This window comes from Pseudescherichia vulneris NBRC 102420 (genome assembly GCF_000759795.1).
GTDB lineage: Bacteria > Pseudomonadota > Gammaproteobacteria > Enterobacterales > Enterobacteriaceae > Pseudescherichia > Pseudescherichia vulneris.
Genome location: NZ_BBMZ01000015.1, coordinates 37823 through 56045, shown reverse-complemented (window position 1 = coordinate 56045; position 18223 = coordinate 37823). Strand labels below are relative to the sequence as shown.

The window sequence follows — 18223 nt, the reverse complement described above, 5'->3', positions numbered from 1 at the left end:
CTTTTTATTGCTCAGCCGCCGCTAACAGTGCCGCAGGCTCGTTAATGGCCGAGGCGGTCAGGGTGTCAACAATACGCTTGGTCAGGCCAGTAAGCACTTTGCCCGGACCGACTTCATACAGGTGCGTAACGCCCTGAGAAGCGATAAATTCAACGCTCTTAGTCCACTGTACCGGACTGTAGAGCTGGCGAACCAGCGCATCACGGATGGCTTCCGGCGTGGTTTCGCACTTCACGTCAACGTTGTTCACCACCGGAATAGCCGGTGCGTTGAAGGTGATTTTTTCCAGCTCGGCGGCCAGCTTCTCTGCTGCGGGCTTCATCAGCGCGCAGTGGGACGGCACGCTCACCGGCAGCGGCAGCGCGCGTTTAGCACCCGCTGCTTTACAGGCCGCGCCTGCACGCTCAACCGCCTCTTTATGCCCGGCGATGACCACCTGGCCCGGGGAGTTATAGTTCACCGGAGAAACAACCTGGCCTTCAGCGGCCTCTTCGCACGCTTTGGCAATCGCCGCATCGTCAAGGCCGATAATCGCCGACATGCCGCCGGTGCCTTCCGGTACCGCTTCCTGCATAAATTTGCCGCGCAGCTCAACGAGGCGTACGGCATCGGCGAAATCGATCACGCCCGCGCACACCAGCGCAGAGTATTCGCCCAGGCTATGGCCTGCCATCAGCGCCGGGGTTTTACCGCCCTGCTGCTGCCAGACGCGCCACAGTGCGACGGACGCCGTCAGCAGCGCAGGCTGGGTCTGCCACGTTTTATTGAGCTCTTCTGCCGGGCCCTGCTGGGTCAGTGCCCACAGGTCATATCCCAGCGCCGCAGAAGCTTCACGGAACGTCTCTTCAACCAGCGGAAACTGTGCTGCCACATCGGCCAGCATACCCACGGTCTGAGAACCCTGTCCCGGGAACACAAAAGCAAATTGCGTCATCTTATTTATCCTTAATACTAGAAACGAACCAGCGCAGAGCCCCAGGTGAAACCGCCGCCGAAGGCCTCAAGCAGCACCAGCTGGCCCGGCTTAATACGTCCGTCGCGCACGGCTTCATCCAGCGCACAAGGCACCGACGCCGCAGAGGTATTGCCGTGACGGTCAAGGGTGACCACCACTTTATCCATATCCATACCCAGCTTTCTTGCCGTCGCGCTGATAATGCGCAGGTTCGCCTGGTGCGGAACCAGCCAATCCAGCTCGGCGCGATCGATATTGTTCGCCGCCAGCGTCTCTTCAACGATGTGCGCCAGCTCGGTCACGGCCACTTTGAAGACTTCGTTACCCGCCATGGTCAGGTAGGTTGGGCTGTCCGGCGTGACGCGATCCAGGTTTGGCAGCGTTAACAGCTCGCCGTAGCTTCCGTCCGCGTGCAGATGGGTAGAGATGATACCCTGCTCTTCAGATGCGCTCAGCACTGCCGCGCCCGCGCCGTCACCGAAGATAATGATGGTTCCACGATCGTTGGGATCGCAGGTACGGGCCAGCACGTCAGCGCCGATCACCAGCGCATGCTTCACCGCACCGCTTTTGACATACTGATCGGCAATGCTCAGGGCATAGGTAAAGCCTGCGCAGGCGGCAGCCACGTCAAATGCCGGGCAGCCTTTGATCTCCAGCAGGCTCTGCACCTGGCAGGCCGCGCTTGGGAACGCGTGGGTCGCCGAGGTGGTGGCGACGATGATCAGACCGATCTCAGTTTTATCAATGCCCGCCATGTCGATGGCGCGCTTAGCGGCTTCGAAACCCATGGTTGCCACGGTCTCATCCGGGGCGGCAATGCGGCGCTCACGAATGCCTGTGCGGGTGACAATCCACTCGTCAGAGGTATCGACCATCTTTTCCAGATCGGCGTTGGTTCGCACTTGCTCGGGCAGGTAGCTGCCGGTACCACTAATCTTCGTATACATATACGCTCAGTCTTTTTCCGGTAACACAGATTCCAGGCGAGCGGCAATCCGTTCGGGGACGTGCCGCTGCACCGCCTGCACTGCCTGTTCAATCGCGACAGCAAACGCGCGCTGATTGGCTGCACCATGACTCTTAATCACCGTGCCGCGCAATCCTAACAGACAGGCACCATTATACTGGTCGGGGTTGAGGTGACTGAATCGCCTTGTCAGGCTTTTTTGTAACCAACGCTTTAATAAAAGCAGCCACCACGACCGTTTTTTGCCCTCGCCCTGCGATTTCAGCAACGACAGGAACATTCTGACCATGCCTTCCATCGTCTTCAACGTCACGTTGCCGGTGAAGCCGTCGCAGACCAGCACGTCCGTTTTGCCGGTGAGCAGCTCATTGGCTTCAAGATAGCCAATATAGTTGATCGATGGGATCGATTTTAGCAGCGCCGAGGCATCGCGGATGCTGTCAAGGCCTTTGACCTCTTCTTCGCCGATATTGAGCAGCGCCACGCGCGGATGTTCAATACCAATGACCTCTTCGGCCATTACCGCGCCCATAATGGCGAACTGCACCAGCATAGTACTGTCACAGTCAACGTTAGCGCCGAGATCCAGCACCACGGTTCTGCCCTTCTGCTGATGCGGCAGCACCGTCATCAGCGCCGGACGTTCAATACCGTCAATGGGCTTAAGCAGTAGCTTAGCCAGCCCCATCAGCGCCCCGGTATTGCCTGCGCTGACGCAGGCCTCGGCGCGCCCCTCTTTGACCAGCTCCAGCGCGATACGCATAGAGCTACCCCGGCTGTTGCGCACGGCCTGGGCGGGACGGACATCACTGGCAATAACCGACTGGGCAGGAATAACCTGCAGGCGCGAGCGCTGATCAAAATCGGCTTTGGCAAGTAATGGCGTGATAGCGTCGGGATGACCGACTAACAGAAGTGTGAGTTGAGGGTTAGAATGCAGTGCCTGCAATGCTGCAGGCACTGTCACGGAAGGGCCAAAATCGCCCCCCATGACATCTAACGCCAGGGTTAGACGTGTCAAGGTATCGTCGTGCCTGGTTCGGTTAACCCCCGCAAACACGGGGGATTCCCTCACTAAGCCTCACGCTTTTTACTCTTCGTCTTTCACGCCGCAGGGGCGTTGGCTGCGTTCGGTCACCCCAATCGCATAGTTATCTATGCTCAGGGGCTTCTCTCACTTGCCGCCTTCCTGCAACGCGAAATACTTTGAGTAAAGCGTGATTACTTAGTGATAACCTTGCGACCGCGGTAGAAACCGTCAGCGGTCATGTGGTGACGCAGGTGAGACTCACCAGAAGTTTTGTCTACAGACAGGCTGGTGACTGCGGTCAGCGCGTCATGGGAACGACGCATGCCACGTTTGGAACGGGTTGGTTTATTTTGTTGTACGGCCATGGACCTTACTCCTCAATTACGGTAACTCCATTACTACGGAGAAACCTGTTACTTACGCTTTAAGCTGGCTAATACGGCAAATGGGTTTGGCTTCTGTGCCTCTTCAGGCAGTTCACCAAAGACCATGTCCGCGTCGGACACTTCACAGTGTTCAGAATCATGCACCGGCACTACCGGCAAGGAGAGGATAATTTCATCCTCGACCAGAGCCAGCAGGTCGATTTCACCGAATTCGTTAACCTGAATCGGTTCATACGCTTCCGGGAGTGCTTCGGCCTGCTCGTCTTTGACGATCGGGCTAAAACAATATTGTGTGTAGACCTGATGGGCAAATGTCTTGCCGCAGCGCTGACACTCGAGCGTTACCGAAACTTTTGCATCGCCGGTTAAAACCGCAAGGCGCTGGTTATCGATAGCGAACGACATGGAGCATTCCACATCACTGTCTACACTGACTACGGATTCAGCGACGCGCTCGGCCTGCTCACGAGTGTATACACCCTCGTAATCAAGGCGTTTTTGAGCGGTACGAACCGGATCAAGAGTCAGGGGTAATTTTACCTTTTGCATAGGGCGCGCATATTAACTTTGTAACGTTCTGGAGTCAAAGAAAAAGGCAGTCTGTGATTGCCTTTTGCCAATTATTCGCACACATTGCGGCCTGTAGTTTAAAATGCCTGACCTCGTTATGCCATATAGGGTGGAAAAAATATGTCGAATATTATTCTTGCGTCCACGTCTCCTTACCGCCGCGCGCTGCTGGAAAAACTCGGCATTGCCTTCGAGTGCGCCGCGCCGGACGTGGATGAGACCCCAGAGCCTGGCGAATCTCCGCGTCACCTGGTGCTGCGTCTGGCGCAGGCCAAAGCCCAGTCGCTGGCGGAGCGCTACCCTAACCATCTGATTATTGGCTCCGACCAGGTCTGCGTGCTGGACGGAGAGATCACCGGCAAGCCGTTAACGGAGGAGAAAGCCTTCCAGCAGCTGATGAAAGCGCGGGGCAATATCATCACCTTCTATACCGGGCTGGCGCTCTATAACTCCACCACCGGCCATCTGCAAACCGAGTGCGAGCCGTTTGACGTCCACTTCCGCCACCTGAGCGAGCAGGAGATCAACGACTATCTGCGTAAGGAGCGGCCGCTGAACTGCGCCGGCAGCTTTAAAAGCGAAGGATTGGGGATTGCGCTGTTTGATCGCCTGGAGGGCCGGGATCCGAATACGTTGGTGGGGCTGCCGCTGATTGCGCTGTGCCAGATGTTACGCCGGGAGCATGCGAATCCGTTACTGATGTAAATAACGTCCGGCGGTACGATTTTGTAGGCCCGGCCAGCTTGCGCCGCCGGGCGTTACGTTACCCGCGCAACACCTTCAGGCAGCGTTTGAGCTGCTCATCCAATGGGGCTTCAATACGCAGGGTTTCGCCGGTTCCCGGATGGGTAAACTTCAGCGCCGCCGCGTGCAGGAAGAGACGGTTTAATCCGGTGCCTGCCAGCTGCTTATCAAACTCGCGGTCACCGTAGCGATCGTCAAAAGCGATGGGATGCCCGGCGTGCTGAGTATGGACGCGGATCTGGTGGGTACGGCCGGTAATCGGGCTACAGCGCACCAGGGTAGCAAAGGCATAGCGCTCTTCTACCTTAAAGCGCGTCTCCGACGGTTTGCCTTCGCTATTCACGCGGACGATCCGCTCCCCGCTCTGCAGAATATTTTTCAGTAGCGGCGCCTGGACTGCTTTAACATGCGACTGCCACTGGCCGCGCACCAGCGCCAGGTAATCTTTTTGCATGCCTTTATCACGCAGCTGCTCATGCAGAGCACGCAGCGCCGAACGCTTTTTGGCCACCAGCAGCACGCCGGAGGTATCCCGGTCCAGACGGTGTACCAGCTCCAGGAAGCGCGCTTCCGGGCGCAGAGCGCGCAGGCCTTCAATGACGCCAAAGCTCAGCCCGCTGCCGCCGTGGACGGCAGTGCCTGACGGCTTATTCAGCACCAGAATATGATCGTCTTCATAAAGGATGACATCCGCCAGCGCCGCCACCTTATTCAGATGCGGCGACACCGCCTCCTCTTCGCGCTCGGCGACGCGCACCGGCGGGATACGCACCTCATCCCCGCCCTCCAGCTTATACTCGGGCTTCACGCGCTTCTTGTTAACCCGCACTTCGCCTTTACGCAGGATGCGGTAAATCATACTTTTCGGCACGCCCTTCAGCTGGGTGCGCAAAAAGTTATCGATGCGTTGCCCGGCGTCGTCGGCCGCGATAGCAACAATTCTTACGGATGGAGTCTCAGTTTTCATGGGGGGCGATTCTAAAAGCCCTGCCCGATTCGCGCCACTCATTTTTATGTGCTTATATTTATCTCTACCGGTGTCATGTTGACCGTCATCACGCTTTTCGCTGGGTTTTAGAACAATCCCTGGGCAAACGTGAAAAAACTGTTAGTAACCGGGTGATAAATGGCAAAAGTCATCTTGCTATAACAGATTTAGCAAGGAATAATGAGGCTGTTTTCCGCTTGAATCTTGTTAAACAAGGAAATTTGCGGAATGACCAGTTTTGCCTGTCCGATCATCCACGCAGCAATGGCGTAAGACGTATTGATCCTTCAGGCACTTAGCGGGCTGCGGGTTGCAGTCCTTACCGGTAGAGGGATCGACCCTGGAGAGTAATACCCAGGCAGTTCCCCTGATAATTGCGCTGTTTTTCCGTATGAAATACAGGCAACCGACACTCTGCGCCTCTTAAGCGTGCGATAACCGTGAGGTTGGCGACGTGAACAGACACGAGGCCATCGGTTCACCCCGGAAAGGCGTTAACTATGCCCGCAGCCTAGTCGTCAATGTAAGAATAATGAGTAAGTTACGATGAAAAGAATGTTAATTAACGCAACTCAGCAGGAAGAGTTGCGCGTCGCCCTTGTTGATGGGCAGCGCCTGTACGACCTGGATATCGAAAGCCCGGGACACGAACAGAAAAAAGCGAACATCTACAAAGGTAAAATTACCCGTATTGAACCGAGCCTTGAAGCCGCATTTGTTGACTACGGTGCTGAGCGTCACGGTTTCCTACCTCTGAAAGAGATCTCCCGCGAATACTTCCCTGCTAACTACAGTGCCCATGGCCGCCCGAACATCAAAGATGTGCTGCGCGAAGGCCAGGAGGTCATTGTCCAGATTGACAAAGAAGAGCGCGGTAATAAAGGCGCAGCCTTAACCACCTTTATCAGCCTGGCCGGTAGCTATCTGGTTCTGATGCCAAACAACCCGCGCGCGGGCGGCATCTCTCGCCGTATTGAAGGCGATGACCGTACCGAGCTGAAAGAGGCGCTGGCAAGCCTGGAGATGCCGGATGGCATGGGGCTTATCGTGCGTACCGCAGGCGTAGGCAAATCTGCCGAAGCGCTGCAGTGGGACTTAAGCTTCCGCCTGAAGCACTGGGAAGCGATTAAGAAAGCCGCTGAAAACCGCCCTGCTCCGTTCCTGATCCACCAGGAGAGCAATGTTATCGTTCGCGCCTTCCGCGACTATCTGCGCCAGGATATCGGTGAGATCCTCATCGACAACCCGAAAGTGATGGAGATGGCACGCCAGCATATTGCTGCGCTGGGCCGTCCTGACTTCAGCAGCAAAATCAAACTCTACACCGGTGAGATCCCGCTGTTCAGCCACTACCAGATCGAATCGCAGATTGAATCCGCCTTCCAGCGTGAAGTGCGTCTGCCGTCTGGCGGCTCTATCGTTATCGACTCCACCGAAGCGCTGACCGCGATTGATATCAACTCAGCCCGCGCAACCCGCGGCGGCGATATCGAAGAGACGGCGTTTAACACCAACCTGGAAGCGGCTGATGAAATCGCCCGCCAGCTGCGCCTGCGCGACCTTGGCGGCCTGATCGTTATCGACTTTATCGACATGACCCCGGTTCGCCACCAGCGCGCGGTTGAAAACCGCCTGCGTGAAGCCGTGCGCCAGGATCGTGCCCGTATCCAGATCAGCCATATTTCTCGCTTCGGCCTGCTGGAGATGTCCCGCCAGCGTCTGAGCCCGTCTCTCGGCGAGTCCAGCCATCACGTCTGCCCGCGCTGTAGCGGTACCGGCACCATCCGTGACAACGAATCCCTGTCGCTCTCTATTCTGCGCCTGATCGAAGAGGAAGCGCTGAAGGAGAACACCCAGGAAGTTCACGCGATTGTTCCCGTGCCGATTGCCTCCTACCTGCTTAACGAAAAACGCGCCGCGGTAAGCGCGATCGAAGCGCGTCAGGGCGGCATTAAGTGCGTTATCGTACCGAACGACCAGATGGAAACCCCGCACTACTCCGTGCTGCGCGTGCGTAAAGGCGAAGAGACCTCGACGCTGAGCTACAAGCTGCCGAAGCTGCATGAAGAGGCGATGGCCCTGCCGTCCGAAGAGGAGTACGCCGAGCGCAAACAGCCTGAACAGCCTGCGCTGGCCACCTTCGTGATGCCTGACATTCCGCCAGCACCTGCGCCACAGTCTGCGCCGGTTGTTGAAGAAAAAGCACAGCCAGCCGCTGCACAGCCTGCCGCTCCGGCGGAAACAGGCCTGCTGGGCCGTCTCTTTGGCGCCCTGAAGAAGGTGTTCGCCAGCGAGCCTGCCAGCCAGCCGGTAGAGGTTAAAGCGGAAGAAGAAGTTAAAGAAGAGAAACCGGCCCGTTCCCAGGAGCGTCGTAAGCCGCGCCAGAACAACCGCCGTGACCGCAACGAGCGCGGAGACCGTGGCGATCGTAACGAACGTCGCGACAGCCGTAGCGAAGGCGCTGAAGCGCGCGAAGGCCGTGATAACCGCGACAATCGTGATAACCGCGACAACCGTGAGCGTGACGAGAATCGTCGTGGCCGCCGTGAAAAACAGCAGCCGAACGGTGAAGTCCGCGAAGTCCGCCAGCCGCAGGCCGTTGTTGAGGACGCGGATAAGTCTAAATCCCGCGATGAGCAGCAGCAGTCACGCCGCGAGCGCAACCGTCGCCGTAACGACGAGAAACGTCAGGCTCAGCAAGAAGTTAAAGTGCTGAACCGCGAAGAGCAGCCAGCCCCGGAAGTCGAAGTGGAACAGGACGATCGCGTTCAGGTGATGCCGCGCCGTAAACAGCGCCAGCTGAGCCAGAAGGTGCGTTTTGAGTCTGCACCGTCCGCCGATGCTGCTGTTGATGAGATCGCTGCCGCGACGCCGATGACGGATGCCCAGGCATCTCATACCGAGCTGGCGAAGGTCGATCTGCCTGCGGTTGTTGAGCAGCCGGTTCAGGAGCAGGAAGAGTCCAGCGAGAATCGTGATAACGCCGGGATGCCGCGTCGCTCACGTCGTTCGCCGCGTCACCTGCGCGTCAGCGGCCAGCGCCGTCGTCGCTACCGTGACGAGCGCTACCCGACCCAGTCCCCGATGCCGCTGACCGTAGCCTGTGCATCGCCGGAAATGGCGTCAGGTAAAGTGTGGATCCGCTACCCGGTCGCTCAGAACATCGAGCCGGTACAGGATGAGACCACCGTTGAGACCGCACCGGAAGCTATCCAGCAGCCGATCGTTGAGCCAGTAGCAGAGCCGATTGCGGCATCCGTTAGCGCTGAACCTGCTGTAGTTGAACCGACAGCAGTTGAACCGACAGCCGTTGAACCTACCGTCGTCGAGCCGGAAGCTATCGTAAGCGAGCCGCAGCCTGCCGCAGTGGACACCACGCATCCTGAAGCGATTGAGACGCCGGTTGACGAGCAGCCGCAGCTGATCGCCCCGGAAGACGTGCCGGTTGCTGAGCACATCGCTGAGATCGCCGAGCCCGCTGAAGAAGTGGAAGAAGTAAAAGCCGTTGAGCCGGTCGTTGAGACTAAGCCAGAAGTTGAAGCCCAGCCTGAAGTTGAGGCGAAGCCAGCCGTGGAAGCGCAGCCTGTGGTTGAAGCCCAGCCGCAGCCAGAAGCGAAACCCGCTGTCGAGCCGAAGCCGGAAGCAGACGTTAAGCCTGCCGCGGCGGTTAAACCGGCCGCTGCCGCTGAACCTGTTGCCGCTAAGCCGCTGCACAGCTTTGCCACCGCGCCGATGACCCGTGCCCCGGCCCCGGAATACGTTCCTGAGCCACCGCGTCACAGCGATTGGGTTCGCCCGGCGTTTGATTTCGATGGTAAAGGTTCTGCGGGCGGCCATAGCGCTAGCCATCAGGCTACCGCCCCGGCAACACGCCCGCAGCAGCCTGAGTAACGCGCTCTGCGAGTAAAAAGCCGACCTCCGGGTCGGTTTTTTTATGCCCCGGTGGCGGGAAGGCGCATTCCGGTGATGCCGGGAACCGCCTCGCGCATCATTTGCAAAAAGGCCCGCAGCCGGGCTGGATAGTAACGTGCCCACGGATAGACCAGATGCACCGGCAGCGGGGCCGGCTCCCAGTCGGGCAGCAGTCTGACCAGCCTCCCTTCACGTACATCTTCCGCCACCGCCCAGCTTGAGATAATCACCGCGCCTAATCCTTGCAGGGCCGTACTACGCGCAACGTAGAGGCTGTCGGTATAGAGCCGTGGGGCAATAGTCACCTGCTCAACCGCCCCGGCGGTATCGGTCAGGCTGATACTGTGCTGATAGAAAGTACTGAGCGCCACCCACGGCAGCGCCGCCAGCTGCTGCGGCCCGGTCACGGCTGGGGAGTGAGCAAGCAGCGCAGGCGCAATCACGACGCTGCGTGGCACCTCCGCCAACAGCACCGACACCGTACTCGGATCGATCTCCGCGCCGACGCGAATAGCGCAGTCGATGTTAGCGCTTAGAAAATCGACGTTTTTATCGTTCAGCATCCACTCCACCGAAAGCTGCGGATGCTGGCTCAGAAAGCGGGTCAGCGGCGCGAGCAGTTGCTCCTGGCCGAAGGCGTGCGGAGCGCGCACCCGCAGCGTACCGACCGGTTCATCTCCGGCGTGACTTACCTCATCCTCAAGGGTGGACCAGGCCGAAAGCAGCCGCCTCGCATGCTGGAAGCAGCGTTCGCCGTCATCAGTCAGCTTCATGGCGTGGGTGGTGCGCAGGATCAGCTTGACCCCTAGCAGCGCCTCCAGCGACTGAAGACGACGGCTTACCGTAGCCTGGGTGGTTTCCAGCAGCCTCGCGGCGGCAGACAGGGAGCCGCTCTCAACGATGCGGACAAAAGTGTGCATCAGATCGACCCTGTCTATACGTTCAGTTCGCTTCATTTTATTTTTGCCTATACGTTTCGCGTATAGCTCTTTTACCATTGGACCGGCTACCGCGTCACGCCATCTTCAGCAAAAATGTCTTCACACCCCCTTTGAGGACTCTATTATGAACCGCCAGGCATCACCTTTTGACGTACCGCGCTGGATTATCTTTATCCTGGCGATGGGAGCCGGATTCAGCGTTGCCGCCATCTATTATGCTCAGCCTCTGCTGCCGCTGATGGGTCGCGATCTCCATTTAACCGTTAACGGCATGGGGCTCGTGCCGACGCTGACTCAGGCGGGCTACGCGCTGGGCATTCTGTTCCTGCTGCCGCTGGGGGACCGCTACGATCGCCGAATGCTGATCCTGGTGAAATGTGCCGCGCTGGCCCTCTTCCTGCTGGCCTGTAGCCTGACCAGCCATCTCAATACCCTGCTGGCGGTAAGCCTGCTGCTGGGGATGGCCGCCACGATGGCGCAGGATATCGTACCTGCCGCCGCGATCCTTGCCCCGGAAGGTAAACAGGGAAAAACCGTCGGCACCGTGATGACCGGCCTGCTGCTGGGGATCCTGCTCTCCCGGACGGTAAGCGGCTTCGTGGGGGCGGCCTTTGGCTGGCGAGTGATGTACCAGCTAGCGGCGGCGAGCATTGCGTTTATTGGCGTCGTGATGTGGGCGGTGCTGCCGCGCTTTGCTACCCACTCCAACCTCAGCTATCCGGCGCTGATGCGCTCTGTCGCCCAGCTGTGGGTGCGCTACCCTGCCCTGCGCAGCGCCGCGCTGGCACAAGGTTTCCTCTCGGTGGCCTTTAGCGCCTTCTGGTCTACCCTCGCAGTCATGCTGCTGGATCGTTTTCACCTGGGCAGCGCGGTAGCAGGCACCTTCGGGATTGCTGGCGCGGCGGGTGCGCTGGCTGCACCGCTGGCCGGTGGCCTGGCCGACCGGGTCGGGGCAGCGAAAGTCACCCAGCTGGGTGCGGCGTTGGTAACCCTCTCCTTTGCGCTGATGTTTGCCCTGCCGCTGCTCTCAACCCAGATGCAGCTGGTGGTGATTGCGATTGCGGCGGTAGGTTTCGATCTGGGACTACAGTCGAGCCTGGTGGCTCACCAGAATCTGGTTTATAGCCTGGAGCCGCAGGCGCGGGGTCGTCTCAATGCGCTGCTGTTTACCATGGTGTTTATCGGCATGGCGGCTGGCTCGGCCCTCGGCAGTAAAATCTACACTATGGCGGGCTGGCCTGGCGTTGTGGCCCTGGCGACGGTCTCAGGAATTATTGCCCTGACAATCCGCCTGACAGCCGGTACGCGTCGCGCAGCGGTAGTCAACGTTGGATAAAAAAAGCCGCCCCGGTCAATGAGGGCGGCCTGCAAAGAGAGCTCATACCTGTCCATTTAACCGGACAGGTTTTCTTTTTATTAAGAGTTAATCTGGAACAGCGACATGCCCTGCATATCGGAAAACGCTTTATAGGATGCCTGTAGCGCCGCCTGCTGCATGGTGTAGGAGGAGATAGCCGCATTCCAGTCAACGTCAACCAGATCGCTCATCTGCTGGGTCTGGCCCAGGGCGCGATCGGTACCCAGCGTGTCAAGGTTGTCCAGCTCATTAAGCTGGGTCCCGACTTCGGCACGCACGGCCAGAACGTTGTTAAGAGAATTGCGCAGGCCGCGGTTGGTTTTATCCATCACCTCTTGCGCCTTGGTCTGGGCCGTTTCATCCCCGCTTACCGGAGTCTTCAGCGCGGCAATGGCCGAGTCCAGCATGGCAAACAGGTTCGTTTCCGGGGCGGTGCCGTCCGGCTCGGGTACCGCGTTGCTGGTCACGCTGTCAAAAACCTGGGTGCCGGTGTGGGCAATCACCATTGAACGTGCGGCGTCTACCTGCTGGGTAATCGGCTGCGCACCGCCACCGTACTGACCGTTGGCCTGATTGAACGGTGCGCTTTCGGTTTTATAGCCGCCAAAGATATAGCGACCGTTACCGTCAGTACTGTTGGCAAGGTTCATGATCTGGTCACGAATACCCTGCAGATCGGTTGCCAGCGAGGCACGGTCATCATCGCTCAGGGAGCCGTTGCCGCTGTTAATGACCTTGGACTGGGCCGACTGGATCGCGGTAGAGACCTGATCCAGGATGCTGTCTTCCAGCGAGACTTTCTGCGTTGCGAAGGTGCGGGCCAGCTGATACTGGCTGTTCTGCGCCTGGGCCTGAGAGAGCACCACCGCCTGCGAGGCGGCGATAGGGTCGTCGGAAGCACGGTTGACGCGCTTGCCGGTAGACATCTGCTCACCGTAGGCTAGCCACTTGCTCTGCGAACTGGTGACACCACGCATGTTTTGTTCATACATCATCTGAGTGCTAACGCGCATCATTAACCTCTTGCTTAGCGGATGTTCAGTAACGCATCAAACAGCGAGCTCGCCGTCTGTAAAACCTGTGCGTTTGCGAGATAATATTGCTGGTAACGCTGAAGGTTACCGTACTCTTCGTCAAGGTTAACGCCGGAGATAGACTGCTGCTGGTTGCTCAGCTGAGTGACCACGTTATCCTGGGTCGTGCTGCTGCTCTTCAGCGTGGCCGTGGTGCTGCCCACGGTACTGACCAGCGCGGCATAGGCATCGTTGAAGCTCTTGTTGCCGCCAACGCTCTTGCTTTTTTGCAGATCCAGCAGCGCCTGGCCGTTGACGTTATCGCTATCGCCGCTGGTGGCCGACGCCGCCATGGCAATTTTTGACTCGTCCTTGAAGGCCAGATCCATATTGACGATGGCGTTGGCCGTCGGCTTGATAATAAAGCTGTCGTTATTGCCCGCGCCGTTGGTGGCACTGATGTTGACCTTCAGGCCGTCAAAGTTCAGGCTGCCGTCGTTAGCATCCGGCGTGGCGGTAAACGAGGTGTTGTCTGACAGGCGAGTCACCTGCCACTTAGAGCCGTCGTATGCCACCTTATAGTCGGTCGCCTGCACCTTGCTGCTGTCGCTTACCGTGGTGGTCAGCGACGCATCGCCGGTATTGCGCGCGTTGCTCAGCGTAGAAGGCGATCCAATGGTAAAGAAGTCGCCGCCCTTGTCGCCGTTAGCGTCATAGCCTTTGGCATGCTGGGCGTTGAAGGCGTCAGCAAAGGAGAGCGCCAGCTGGCCCAGCGAGTTGCGGGTCTGGTCGAGGTTCTGGCTGCGGAAGGTCATCAGCCCACCGAGGGAGCCGCTGTTGAGCAGCTTCTCTGGGATCTCCACGTTGCCCGCGGTGGCATCAACGTAGGCCACGGTGGTGCGGGACGGATCGGCGCTGGACGGCACGGCAGCCAGCTGACGCGAAGAGCTGCCCTGAACCAGGGTGTAGCCATTAGCCATGCTGATGTTATAGGTGCCGCCGTCCTGAACGCTCACTTCTACGCCAACGATCTTGTTGAGCTCGCTCACCAGCTGATCGCGCTGATCCAGCAGGTTGTTTGGCGAAGAGCCTGCGCCCACGCCGGTCAAGCGGGAAATCTGATCGTTAAGGTTAGCGATCTGGGTGGTGTAGTTGTTGATCTGATCCACGCTGGAGGAGATAGACAGGTTAACCTGCTTATCCTGATCGCGCAGATACTGATCGGTCACCTTGAACTGGTTCACCAGCCCGTCGGCTTTGCCCAGCAGCGTCTGGCGGGAGGCCGGATCTTCTGCGTTGCTGACCAGCGTTTGCAGGCTGGTGAAGAAGCCCTGCATGGTGGTGGCCAGGGTGTTCGTCGAGCCAGAGAGCATGTCATCAATTTTGGACATCTGCTCATAGCGCGTGGTCAGGCCGCTGCTCTGAGTCTGCGCGGCGCGCAGCTGATTGGTGATGAAGGCATCATATTCGCGCTGGACGCCGGTGACGTTCACCCCGTTGCCAACCCAACCGCCTGCACCCAGCGTACTGTTTGCCTGTGCCAGCACCGTCGTCTGACGGGTATAACCCGCGACGTTATAACTGGAGATGTTATTACTGACGGTATTCAACGCGGCCTGGGCTGCATTCAGCCCGCTCATGGCGCTGTTAATCAAGCTACTGGACATGGAGATTCCTTATACACTTTTAGACATAAGTCCTGCTAACGATTATCGGCAGCGCCAGGCTGAACTTGAGAGCTGTCAGAACAGATTTTCAATATCGTTGCTGTAGGCTTTACTCACCTTATCGCTAAGGGATTTCAGCTGCTGGATCATGCTGGTCAGCTTACGGGCATAGTTCGGATCGGTGGCGTAGCCCGCACTCTGCAACGCCTGCGCCCCCTGCTCGGCGGTTGCCGCAGTGGTGACAGCGGCATAGCGCGGGTTGCGCGACAGCAGACCAACGTAGTCCGACAGCGCCTCCAGATAGGAGCCGTAGACGCGGAACTTCGCCTTCACCTTCTTCGCCTCACCGTTCTCATATTCGGTGGTGGTGATCTCGGTAGTAGGCCCCTTCCAGCTGCTGCTGGCCTTGACGCCAAACAGGTTAAAGCTCGGCTCACCGTTTTCACGCTTGATCTGCCGCTGCCCCCAGCCGGACTCCAGCGCCGCCTGGGCAAGGATCAGGTGGTGCGGCACCCCGCTCTGCTCACTGGCCAGCCGCGCTGGCAGTGAGAGCTGAGCGAGGAACTCTTTGCTGTCGCCCGACAGTGCGGCATCGTTGCCCCCACCGTCGGGCGTTTTCGGCATCGCCTTGCGCACCATCTGGGTCAGGGCCTGGTTTTGATAACTGGTCACCGTTTCGAGCGGGAACTTCATTGGCACCTGCGAAGGTGCCTCTGTCGGTTCACTCTGGCCGCCGGACATCTGCTTCACCATCATCTCCGCCAGCCCCAGCCCCTTGCCCGCGGTCAGCTGCTGGGCAATCTGCTGGTCATACATGCTGGTGTACATGCGGGTGGAGTCGCTGCTAAACAGGCCGTCTTTTGGCAGGGCTTCACGCATGCTTTTCAGCATCATCTGCACGAACATCCCTTCCACCTGGCGGGCCACCGGGCGCAGGTTAGCCTGCGGATCCTGCCCAGCCTGGGTTTTCAGTTCATTCAGCGATTGCGCATCCCATGCCGCGCTCGCCATCATCCGGCTGTCGGTTAGCATTAGATAATTTCCAGTTTCGCGCGCAGGCAGCCTGCGCTCTGCATTGACTGAAGGATCGACATCAGATCGATCGGCGTCGCGCCCAGCGCGTTCAGCGCCCGAACAACGTTGTTCAGGTTGGCGCTGGAGCGGACGCTCTGCAACGAACCGCCGCTCTGGCGCAGGTCGATCTGCGTCTGCGGAGTGACCACGGTCTGGCCGCCGCCAAACGGCGTATCCGGCTGGCTGACGTTGGCCTGGCGGTTTACCGTCACCGAGAGGTTGCCCTGGGCCACCGCACAGCTGTCCAGCGTCACTTCGCGGTTCATTACCACCGATCCGGTACGGGAGTTGATCACTACCTTCGCATCCTGCGGCGTCACGCCCACTTCCATATTCTGGATATCGGCAAGGAAACGCACCTGCGAGCTGTTGCCGCTCGGCACGCGGATCTGGATGGTTCGTGCATCCAGCGCCGTGGCGCTGCCGTAGCCGCGAGAGCGGTTAATGGTGTCGGTGATCTGCTGCGCCAGGGTGAAATCTTCCTGGTTCAGCTGCAGATTGATGGTGTTGCCGGAGCCAAACTGGCTAGGCAGCTCACGCTCGACCACCGCGCCGCCGGTAATACGGCCGCCGTTGAGCTGGTTAACCTGCACGCTGCTGCCGCCTGCCGCTGCGCCCGCGCCGCCGACCAGCACGTTGCCCTGCGCCAGGGCGTAGACCTGGTTATCGACGCCTTTCAGCGGGGTCATGATGAGCGTACCGCCGCGCAGGCTCTTGGCGTTACCCATTGAGGAGACCACCACGTCGATGGTCTGACCCTGGCGGGCAAACGCCGGGAACTGGGCGGTGACCATCACCGCCGCCACGTTTTTCAGCTGCATGTTGGTCCCGGCGGGGACGGTGATCCCCATCTGGGAGAGCATGTTGTTCAGGCTCTGGGTGGTAAACGGCGTCTGAGTGGTCTGGTCGCCCGTGCCATCCAGGCCGACAACCAGCCCGTAGCCAATCAGTGAGTTCTGTCGTACGCCCTGTACGCTGGTGAGGTCGCGGATGCGCTCGGCCTGGGCAATGGTTGCTACCAGTACCAGCGCGATCCCTGCCAGATATTTAAACATTGGTCACCCCGTTACATCGGCGAGAGATTAAGGAAGAAACGCTGCAGCCAGCCCATATTCTGCGCTTCATTGATATAGCCGTTGCCGACATATTCGATGCGCGCGTCCGCCACCTGAGTGGACGGAACGGAGTTGCTGCCGCTGATGGTGCGTGGGTTCACGACACCGGAGAAGCGGATGAACTCAGTGCCCTGGTTAATGGCGATCTGTTTTTCACCCACGACGTGTAAGTTACCGTTGGCCAGAACCTGGTCAACCGTCACGGTCAGCGTTCCGCTGAAGGTGTTGCTGGCGTTGGCCCCACCCTTACCGTTGAAGCCGTTGCTGCCTGAGGCGTCGACATCCGCACGGGCGTTGCCAAACAGGCCTTCTAAGTAGCGCGGCGCAGTACCGACGCCGAAGTTGGTTTTGCCGTCGCGGCTGGCGTTCGCCGACGAGCTTTTGCTGGCGCTGACGTTCTCTTGCAGCACGATGGTCAGCGTATCGCCTACGTTACGCGGTCTGCGATCCTCAAACAGCGGCTGATAGCCGTAGTTGATGGGCTGGGCAGTCTGAAAAATGGAGCCGTTGACAATGGGCTGCGGGCCGGGCGTGGGCTGCGCAGTGGTTGCGCCCTGCACCAGCGGCGTCGAGGGGATCCAGGCACACCCGTTGAGGGTGAGTGCCACCAAAGCCATAAGCGGATAACGAAACGCGGCGGATTTATGCATTGCTTTCATCTTCGAAATCAGGGGCCCGGCGCGGCGGTTACTGCCGCGCCGGAGCGCGCCTTAGAGTTGCGTCAGTTTTTGCAGCATCTGATCGGTAGTCGATACGGCTTTACTGTTAATTTCGTAAGCGCGCTGAACCTGGATCATATTCACCAGCTCTTCAGCCACGTTCACGTTAGAGGTTTCAACATACCCCTGGTAAAGCAGCCCTGCCCCGTTCAGGCCAGGCGTCGAGTCGTTCGGCGCACCGGAAGACTGCGTTTCGGTGTAGAGGTTCTCACCAATGCTTTCCAGACCGGTATCGTTCATAAAGGTGGTCAGGTTGAGCTGCCCTACCTGGACCGGTGCGGCCTGGCCCTGCTGGGTCACGCTCACCACGCCGTCACGGCCGATGGTAATGCTCAGGGAGTTCGCCGGAATGGTGATGGCGGGCTGCACCTGGAAACCGCCTGCGGTTACCAGCTGGCCGTTCTGATCCACCTGGAACGAGCCGTCGCGGGTATAGGCTGAGGTGCCGTCCGGCAGCATCACCTGGAAGAAGCCCTGGCCTTTGATCGCCACGTCTTTACTGTTGTTGGTCTGAGAGAGGTTACCCTGGCTGTGCAGGCGCTCGGTGGCCACCGGACGGACGCCGGTACCAATCTGCAGGCCTGACGGCAACGTGGTCTGCTCGGAAGACTGCGCGCCAGGCTGGCGAACGGTCTGATAGAGCAGATCTTCAAAGACCGCACGCTGACGCTTGAAACCGTTGGTGCTGACGTTCGCCAGGTTGTTGGCGATGACGTCCATATTGGTTTGCTGGGCGTCGAGGCCGGTCTTGGCAATCCATAAAGAGTTAATCATAGTTAGTC

At 58.9% G+C, this 18223-nt stretch carries 16 protein-coding genes; 3 read left to right on the top strand and 13 right to left on the bottom strand.

What is annotated here, in order from left to right; genetic code table 11:
* Window positions 1–4 precede the first annotated feature (4 nt).
* The 5 genes from fabD to yceD form a co-directional block, all read right to left on the bottom strand.
* The gene (fabD, locus tag EV102420_RS13955; RefSeq protein WP_042392761.1) at window positions 5–934 is read right to left on the bottom strand and encodes an ACP S-malonyltransferase; all 930 of its coding nucleotides are present in this window, start codon (window positions 932–934) and stop codon (window positions 5–7) included.
* A gap of 17 nt (window positions 935–951) precedes the next feature.
* Window positions 952–1905, bottom strand: a complete 954-nt coding sequence (locus EV102420_RS13950; RefSeq protein ID WP_042392759.1) for a beta-ketoacyl-ACP synthase III — start codon at window positions 1903–1905, stop codon at window positions 952–954.
* Window positions 1906–1911: 6 nt separating this feature from the next.
* Window positions 1912–2946 (bottom strand): phosphate acyltransferase PlsX, encoded by a 1035-nt coding sequence (plsX, locus tag EV102420_RS13945; RefSeq protein ID WP_106403935.1) that lies wholly within the window; start codon window positions 2944–2946, stop codon window positions 1912–1914.
* A 200-nt stretch (window positions 2947–3146) separates the two neighbouring features.
* The gene (gene rpmF, locus EV102420_RS13940; RefSeq protein WP_042392755.1) at window positions 3147–3320 is read right to left on the bottom strand and encodes a 50S ribosomal protein L32; all 174 of its coding nucleotides are present in this window, start codon (window positions 3318–3320) and stop codon (window positions 3147–3149) included.
* A 48-nt stretch (window positions 3321–3368) separates the two neighbouring features.
* Window positions 3369–3890, bottom strand: coding sequence for a 23S rRNA accumulation protein YceD (yceD, locus tag EV102420_RS13935; protein WP_042392753.1), 522 nt, complete (start codon window positions 3888–3890; stop codon window positions 3369–3371).
* Window positions 3891–4031: 141 nt separating this feature from the next.
* Here yceD and EV102420_RS13930 point away from each other — a divergent pair, with 141 nt between their 5' ends.
* The gene (locus EV102420_RS13930; protein WP_042392751.1) at window positions 4032–4616 is read left to right on the top strand and encodes a Maf family protein; all 585 of its coding nucleotides are present in this window, start codon (window positions 4032–4034) and stop codon (window positions 4614–4616) included.
* Between the two features lie 58 nt (window positions 4617–4674).
* On the opposite strand, the gene rluC is transcribed toward EV102420_RS13930, so the two are convergent.
* Window positions 4675–5622, bottom strand: coding sequence for a 23S rRNA pseudouridine(955/2504/2580) synthase RluC (rluC, locus tag EV102420_RS13925; protein WP_042392749.1), 948 nt, complete (start codon window positions 5620–5622; stop codon window positions 4675–4677).
* 567 nt (window positions 5623–6189) lie between these two features.
* Between rluC and rne the strand changes: the two genes are divergently transcribed.
* Window positions 6190–9534 carry a ribonuclease E gene (rne, locus tag EV102420_RS13920; RefSeq protein WP_042392746.1) on the top strand — a complete coding sequence of 1115 codons (3345 nt, stop codon included), beginning with the start codon at window positions 6190–6192 and terminating at the stop codon, window positions 9532–9534.
* A 41-nt stretch (window positions 9535–9575) separates the two neighbouring features.
* Here the strand turns inward: rne and EV102420_RS13915 are convergent, their stop codons facing one another.
* Window positions 9576–10511 (bottom strand): LysR family transcriptional regulator, encoded by a 936-nt coding sequence (locus EV102420_RS13915; protein ID WP_042392995.1) that lies wholly within the window; start codon window positions 10509–10511, stop codon window positions 9576–9578.
* Between the two features lie 109 nt (window positions 10512–10620).
* On the opposite strand from EV102420_RS13915, the gene EV102420_RS13910 reads away from it, so the two are divergent.
* Window positions 10621–11832, top strand: coding sequence for an MFS transporter (locus tag EV102420_RS13910; protein WP_042392744.1), 1212 nt, complete (start codon window positions 10621–10623; stop codon window positions 11830–11832).
* An 80-nt stretch (window positions 11833–11912) separates the two neighbouring features.
* Here EV102420_RS13910 and flgL read toward each other — a convergent pair whose 3' ends face one another.
* The 6 genes from flgL to flgG all read right to left on the bottom strand — a co-directional run bounded on the left by flgL (window position 11913) and on the right by flgG (window position 18215).
* Window positions 11913–12866, bottom strand: a complete 954-nt coding sequence (gene flgL / locus EV102420_RS13905) for a flagellar hook-associated protein FlgL (RefSeq protein ID WP_042392991.1) — start codon at window positions 12864–12866, stop codon at window positions 11913–11915.
* A gap of 14 nt (window positions 12867–12880) precedes the next feature.
* Complete coding sequence (flgK, locus tag EV102420_RS13900) at window positions 12881–14533, bottom strand: flagellar hook-associated protein FlgK (RefSeq protein ID WP_042392741.1); 1653 nt, start codon at window positions 14531–14533, stop codon at window positions 12881–12883.
* A 75-nt stretch (window positions 14534–14608) separates the two neighbouring features.
* Entirely contained in the window at window positions 14609–15565 is a 957-nt protein-coding gene (gene flgJ, locus EV102420_RS13895) for a flagellar assembly peptidoglycan hydrolase FlgJ (protein WP_042392738.1), read from the bottom strand.
* The gene (locus EV102420_RS13890; RefSeq protein WP_042392737.1) at window positions 15565–16662 is read right to left on the bottom strand and encodes a flagellar basal body P-ring protein FlgI; all 1098 of its coding nucleotides are present in this window, start codon (window positions 16660–16662) and stop codon (window positions 15565–15567) included. Before EV102420_RS13890 ends, flgJ begins: the two co-directional genes overlap by 1 nt.
* 11 nt (window positions 16663–16673) lie before the next feature.
* Window positions 16674–17372 carry a flagellar basal body L-ring protein FlgH gene (gene flgH / locus EV102420_RS13885; RefSeq protein ID WP_106403933.1) on the bottom strand — a complete coding sequence of 233 codons (699 nt, stop codon included), beginning with the start codon at window positions 17370–17372 and terminating at the stop codon, window positions 16674–16676.
* 60 nt (window positions 17373–17432) lie between these two features.
* Window positions 17433–18215 carry a flagellar basal-body rod protein FlgG gene (gene flgG / locus EV102420_RS13880; RefSeq protein WP_042392733.1) on the bottom strand — a complete coding sequence of 261 codons (783 nt, stop codon included), beginning with the start codon at window positions 18213–18215 and terminating at the stop codon, window positions 17433–17435.
* Window positions 18216–18223 lie beyond the last annotated feature (8 nt).

Bases quoted from the DNA above. Each gene is read 5' to 3' on its own strand.
- fabD (WP_042392761.1), bottom strand. From the start codon at position 934: ATGACGCAATTTGCTTTTGTGTTCCCGGGACAGGGTTCTCAGACCGTG.
- EV102420_RS13950 (WP_042392759.1), bottom strand. From the start codon at position 1,905: ATGTATACGAAGATTAGTGGTACCGGCAGCTACCTGCCCGAGCAAGTG.
- rpmF (WP_042392755.1), bottom strand. From the start codon at position 3,320: ATGGCCGTACAACAAAATAAACCAACCCGTTCCAAACGTGGCATGCGT.
- yceD (WP_042392753.1), bottom strand. From the start codon at position 3,890: ATGCAAAAGGTAAAATTACCCCTGACTCTTGATCCGGTTCGTACCGCT.
- EV102420_RS13930 (WP_042392751.1), top strand. From the start codon at position 4,032: ATGTCGAATATTATTCTTGCGTCCACGTCTCCTTACCGCCGCGCGCTG.
- rluC (WP_042392749.1), bottom strand. From the start codon at position 5,622: ATGAAAACTGAGACTCCATCCGTAAGAATTGTTGCTATCGCGGCCGAC.
- rne (WP_042392746.1), top strand. From the start codon at position 6,190: ATGAAAAGAATGTTAATTAACGCAACTCAGCAGGAAGAGTTGCGCGTC.
- EV102420_RS13915 (WP_042392995.1), bottom strand. From the start codon at position 10,511: ATGAAGCGAACTGAACGTATAGACAGGGTCGATCTGATGCACACTTTT.
- EV102420_RS13910 (WP_042392744.1), top strand. From the start codon at position 10,621: ATGAACCGCCAGGCATCACCTTTTGACGTACCGCGCTGGATTATCTTT.
- flgL (WP_042392991.1), bottom strand. From the start codon at position 12,866: ATGCGCGTTAGCACTCAGATGATGTATGAACAAAACATGCGTGGTGTC.
- flgK (WP_042392741.1), bottom strand. From the start codon at position 14,533: ATGTCCAGTAGCTTGATTAACAGCGCCATGAGCGGGCTGAATGCAGCC.
- flgJ (WP_042392738.1), bottom strand. From the start codon at position 15,565: ATGCTAACCGACAGCCGGATGATGGCGAGCGCGGCATGGGATGCGCAA.
- EV102420_RS13890 (WP_042392737.1), bottom strand. From the start codon at position 16,662: ATGTTTAAATATCTGGCAGGGATCGCGCTGGTACTGGTAGCAACCATT.
- flgH (WP_106403933.1), bottom strand. From the start codon at position 17,372: ATGCATAAATCCGCCGCGTTTCGTTATCCGCTTATGGCTTTGGTGGCA.
- flgG (WP_042392733.1), bottom strand. From the start codon at position 18,215: ATGATTAACTCTTTATGGATTGCCAAGACCGGCCTCGACGCCCAGCAA.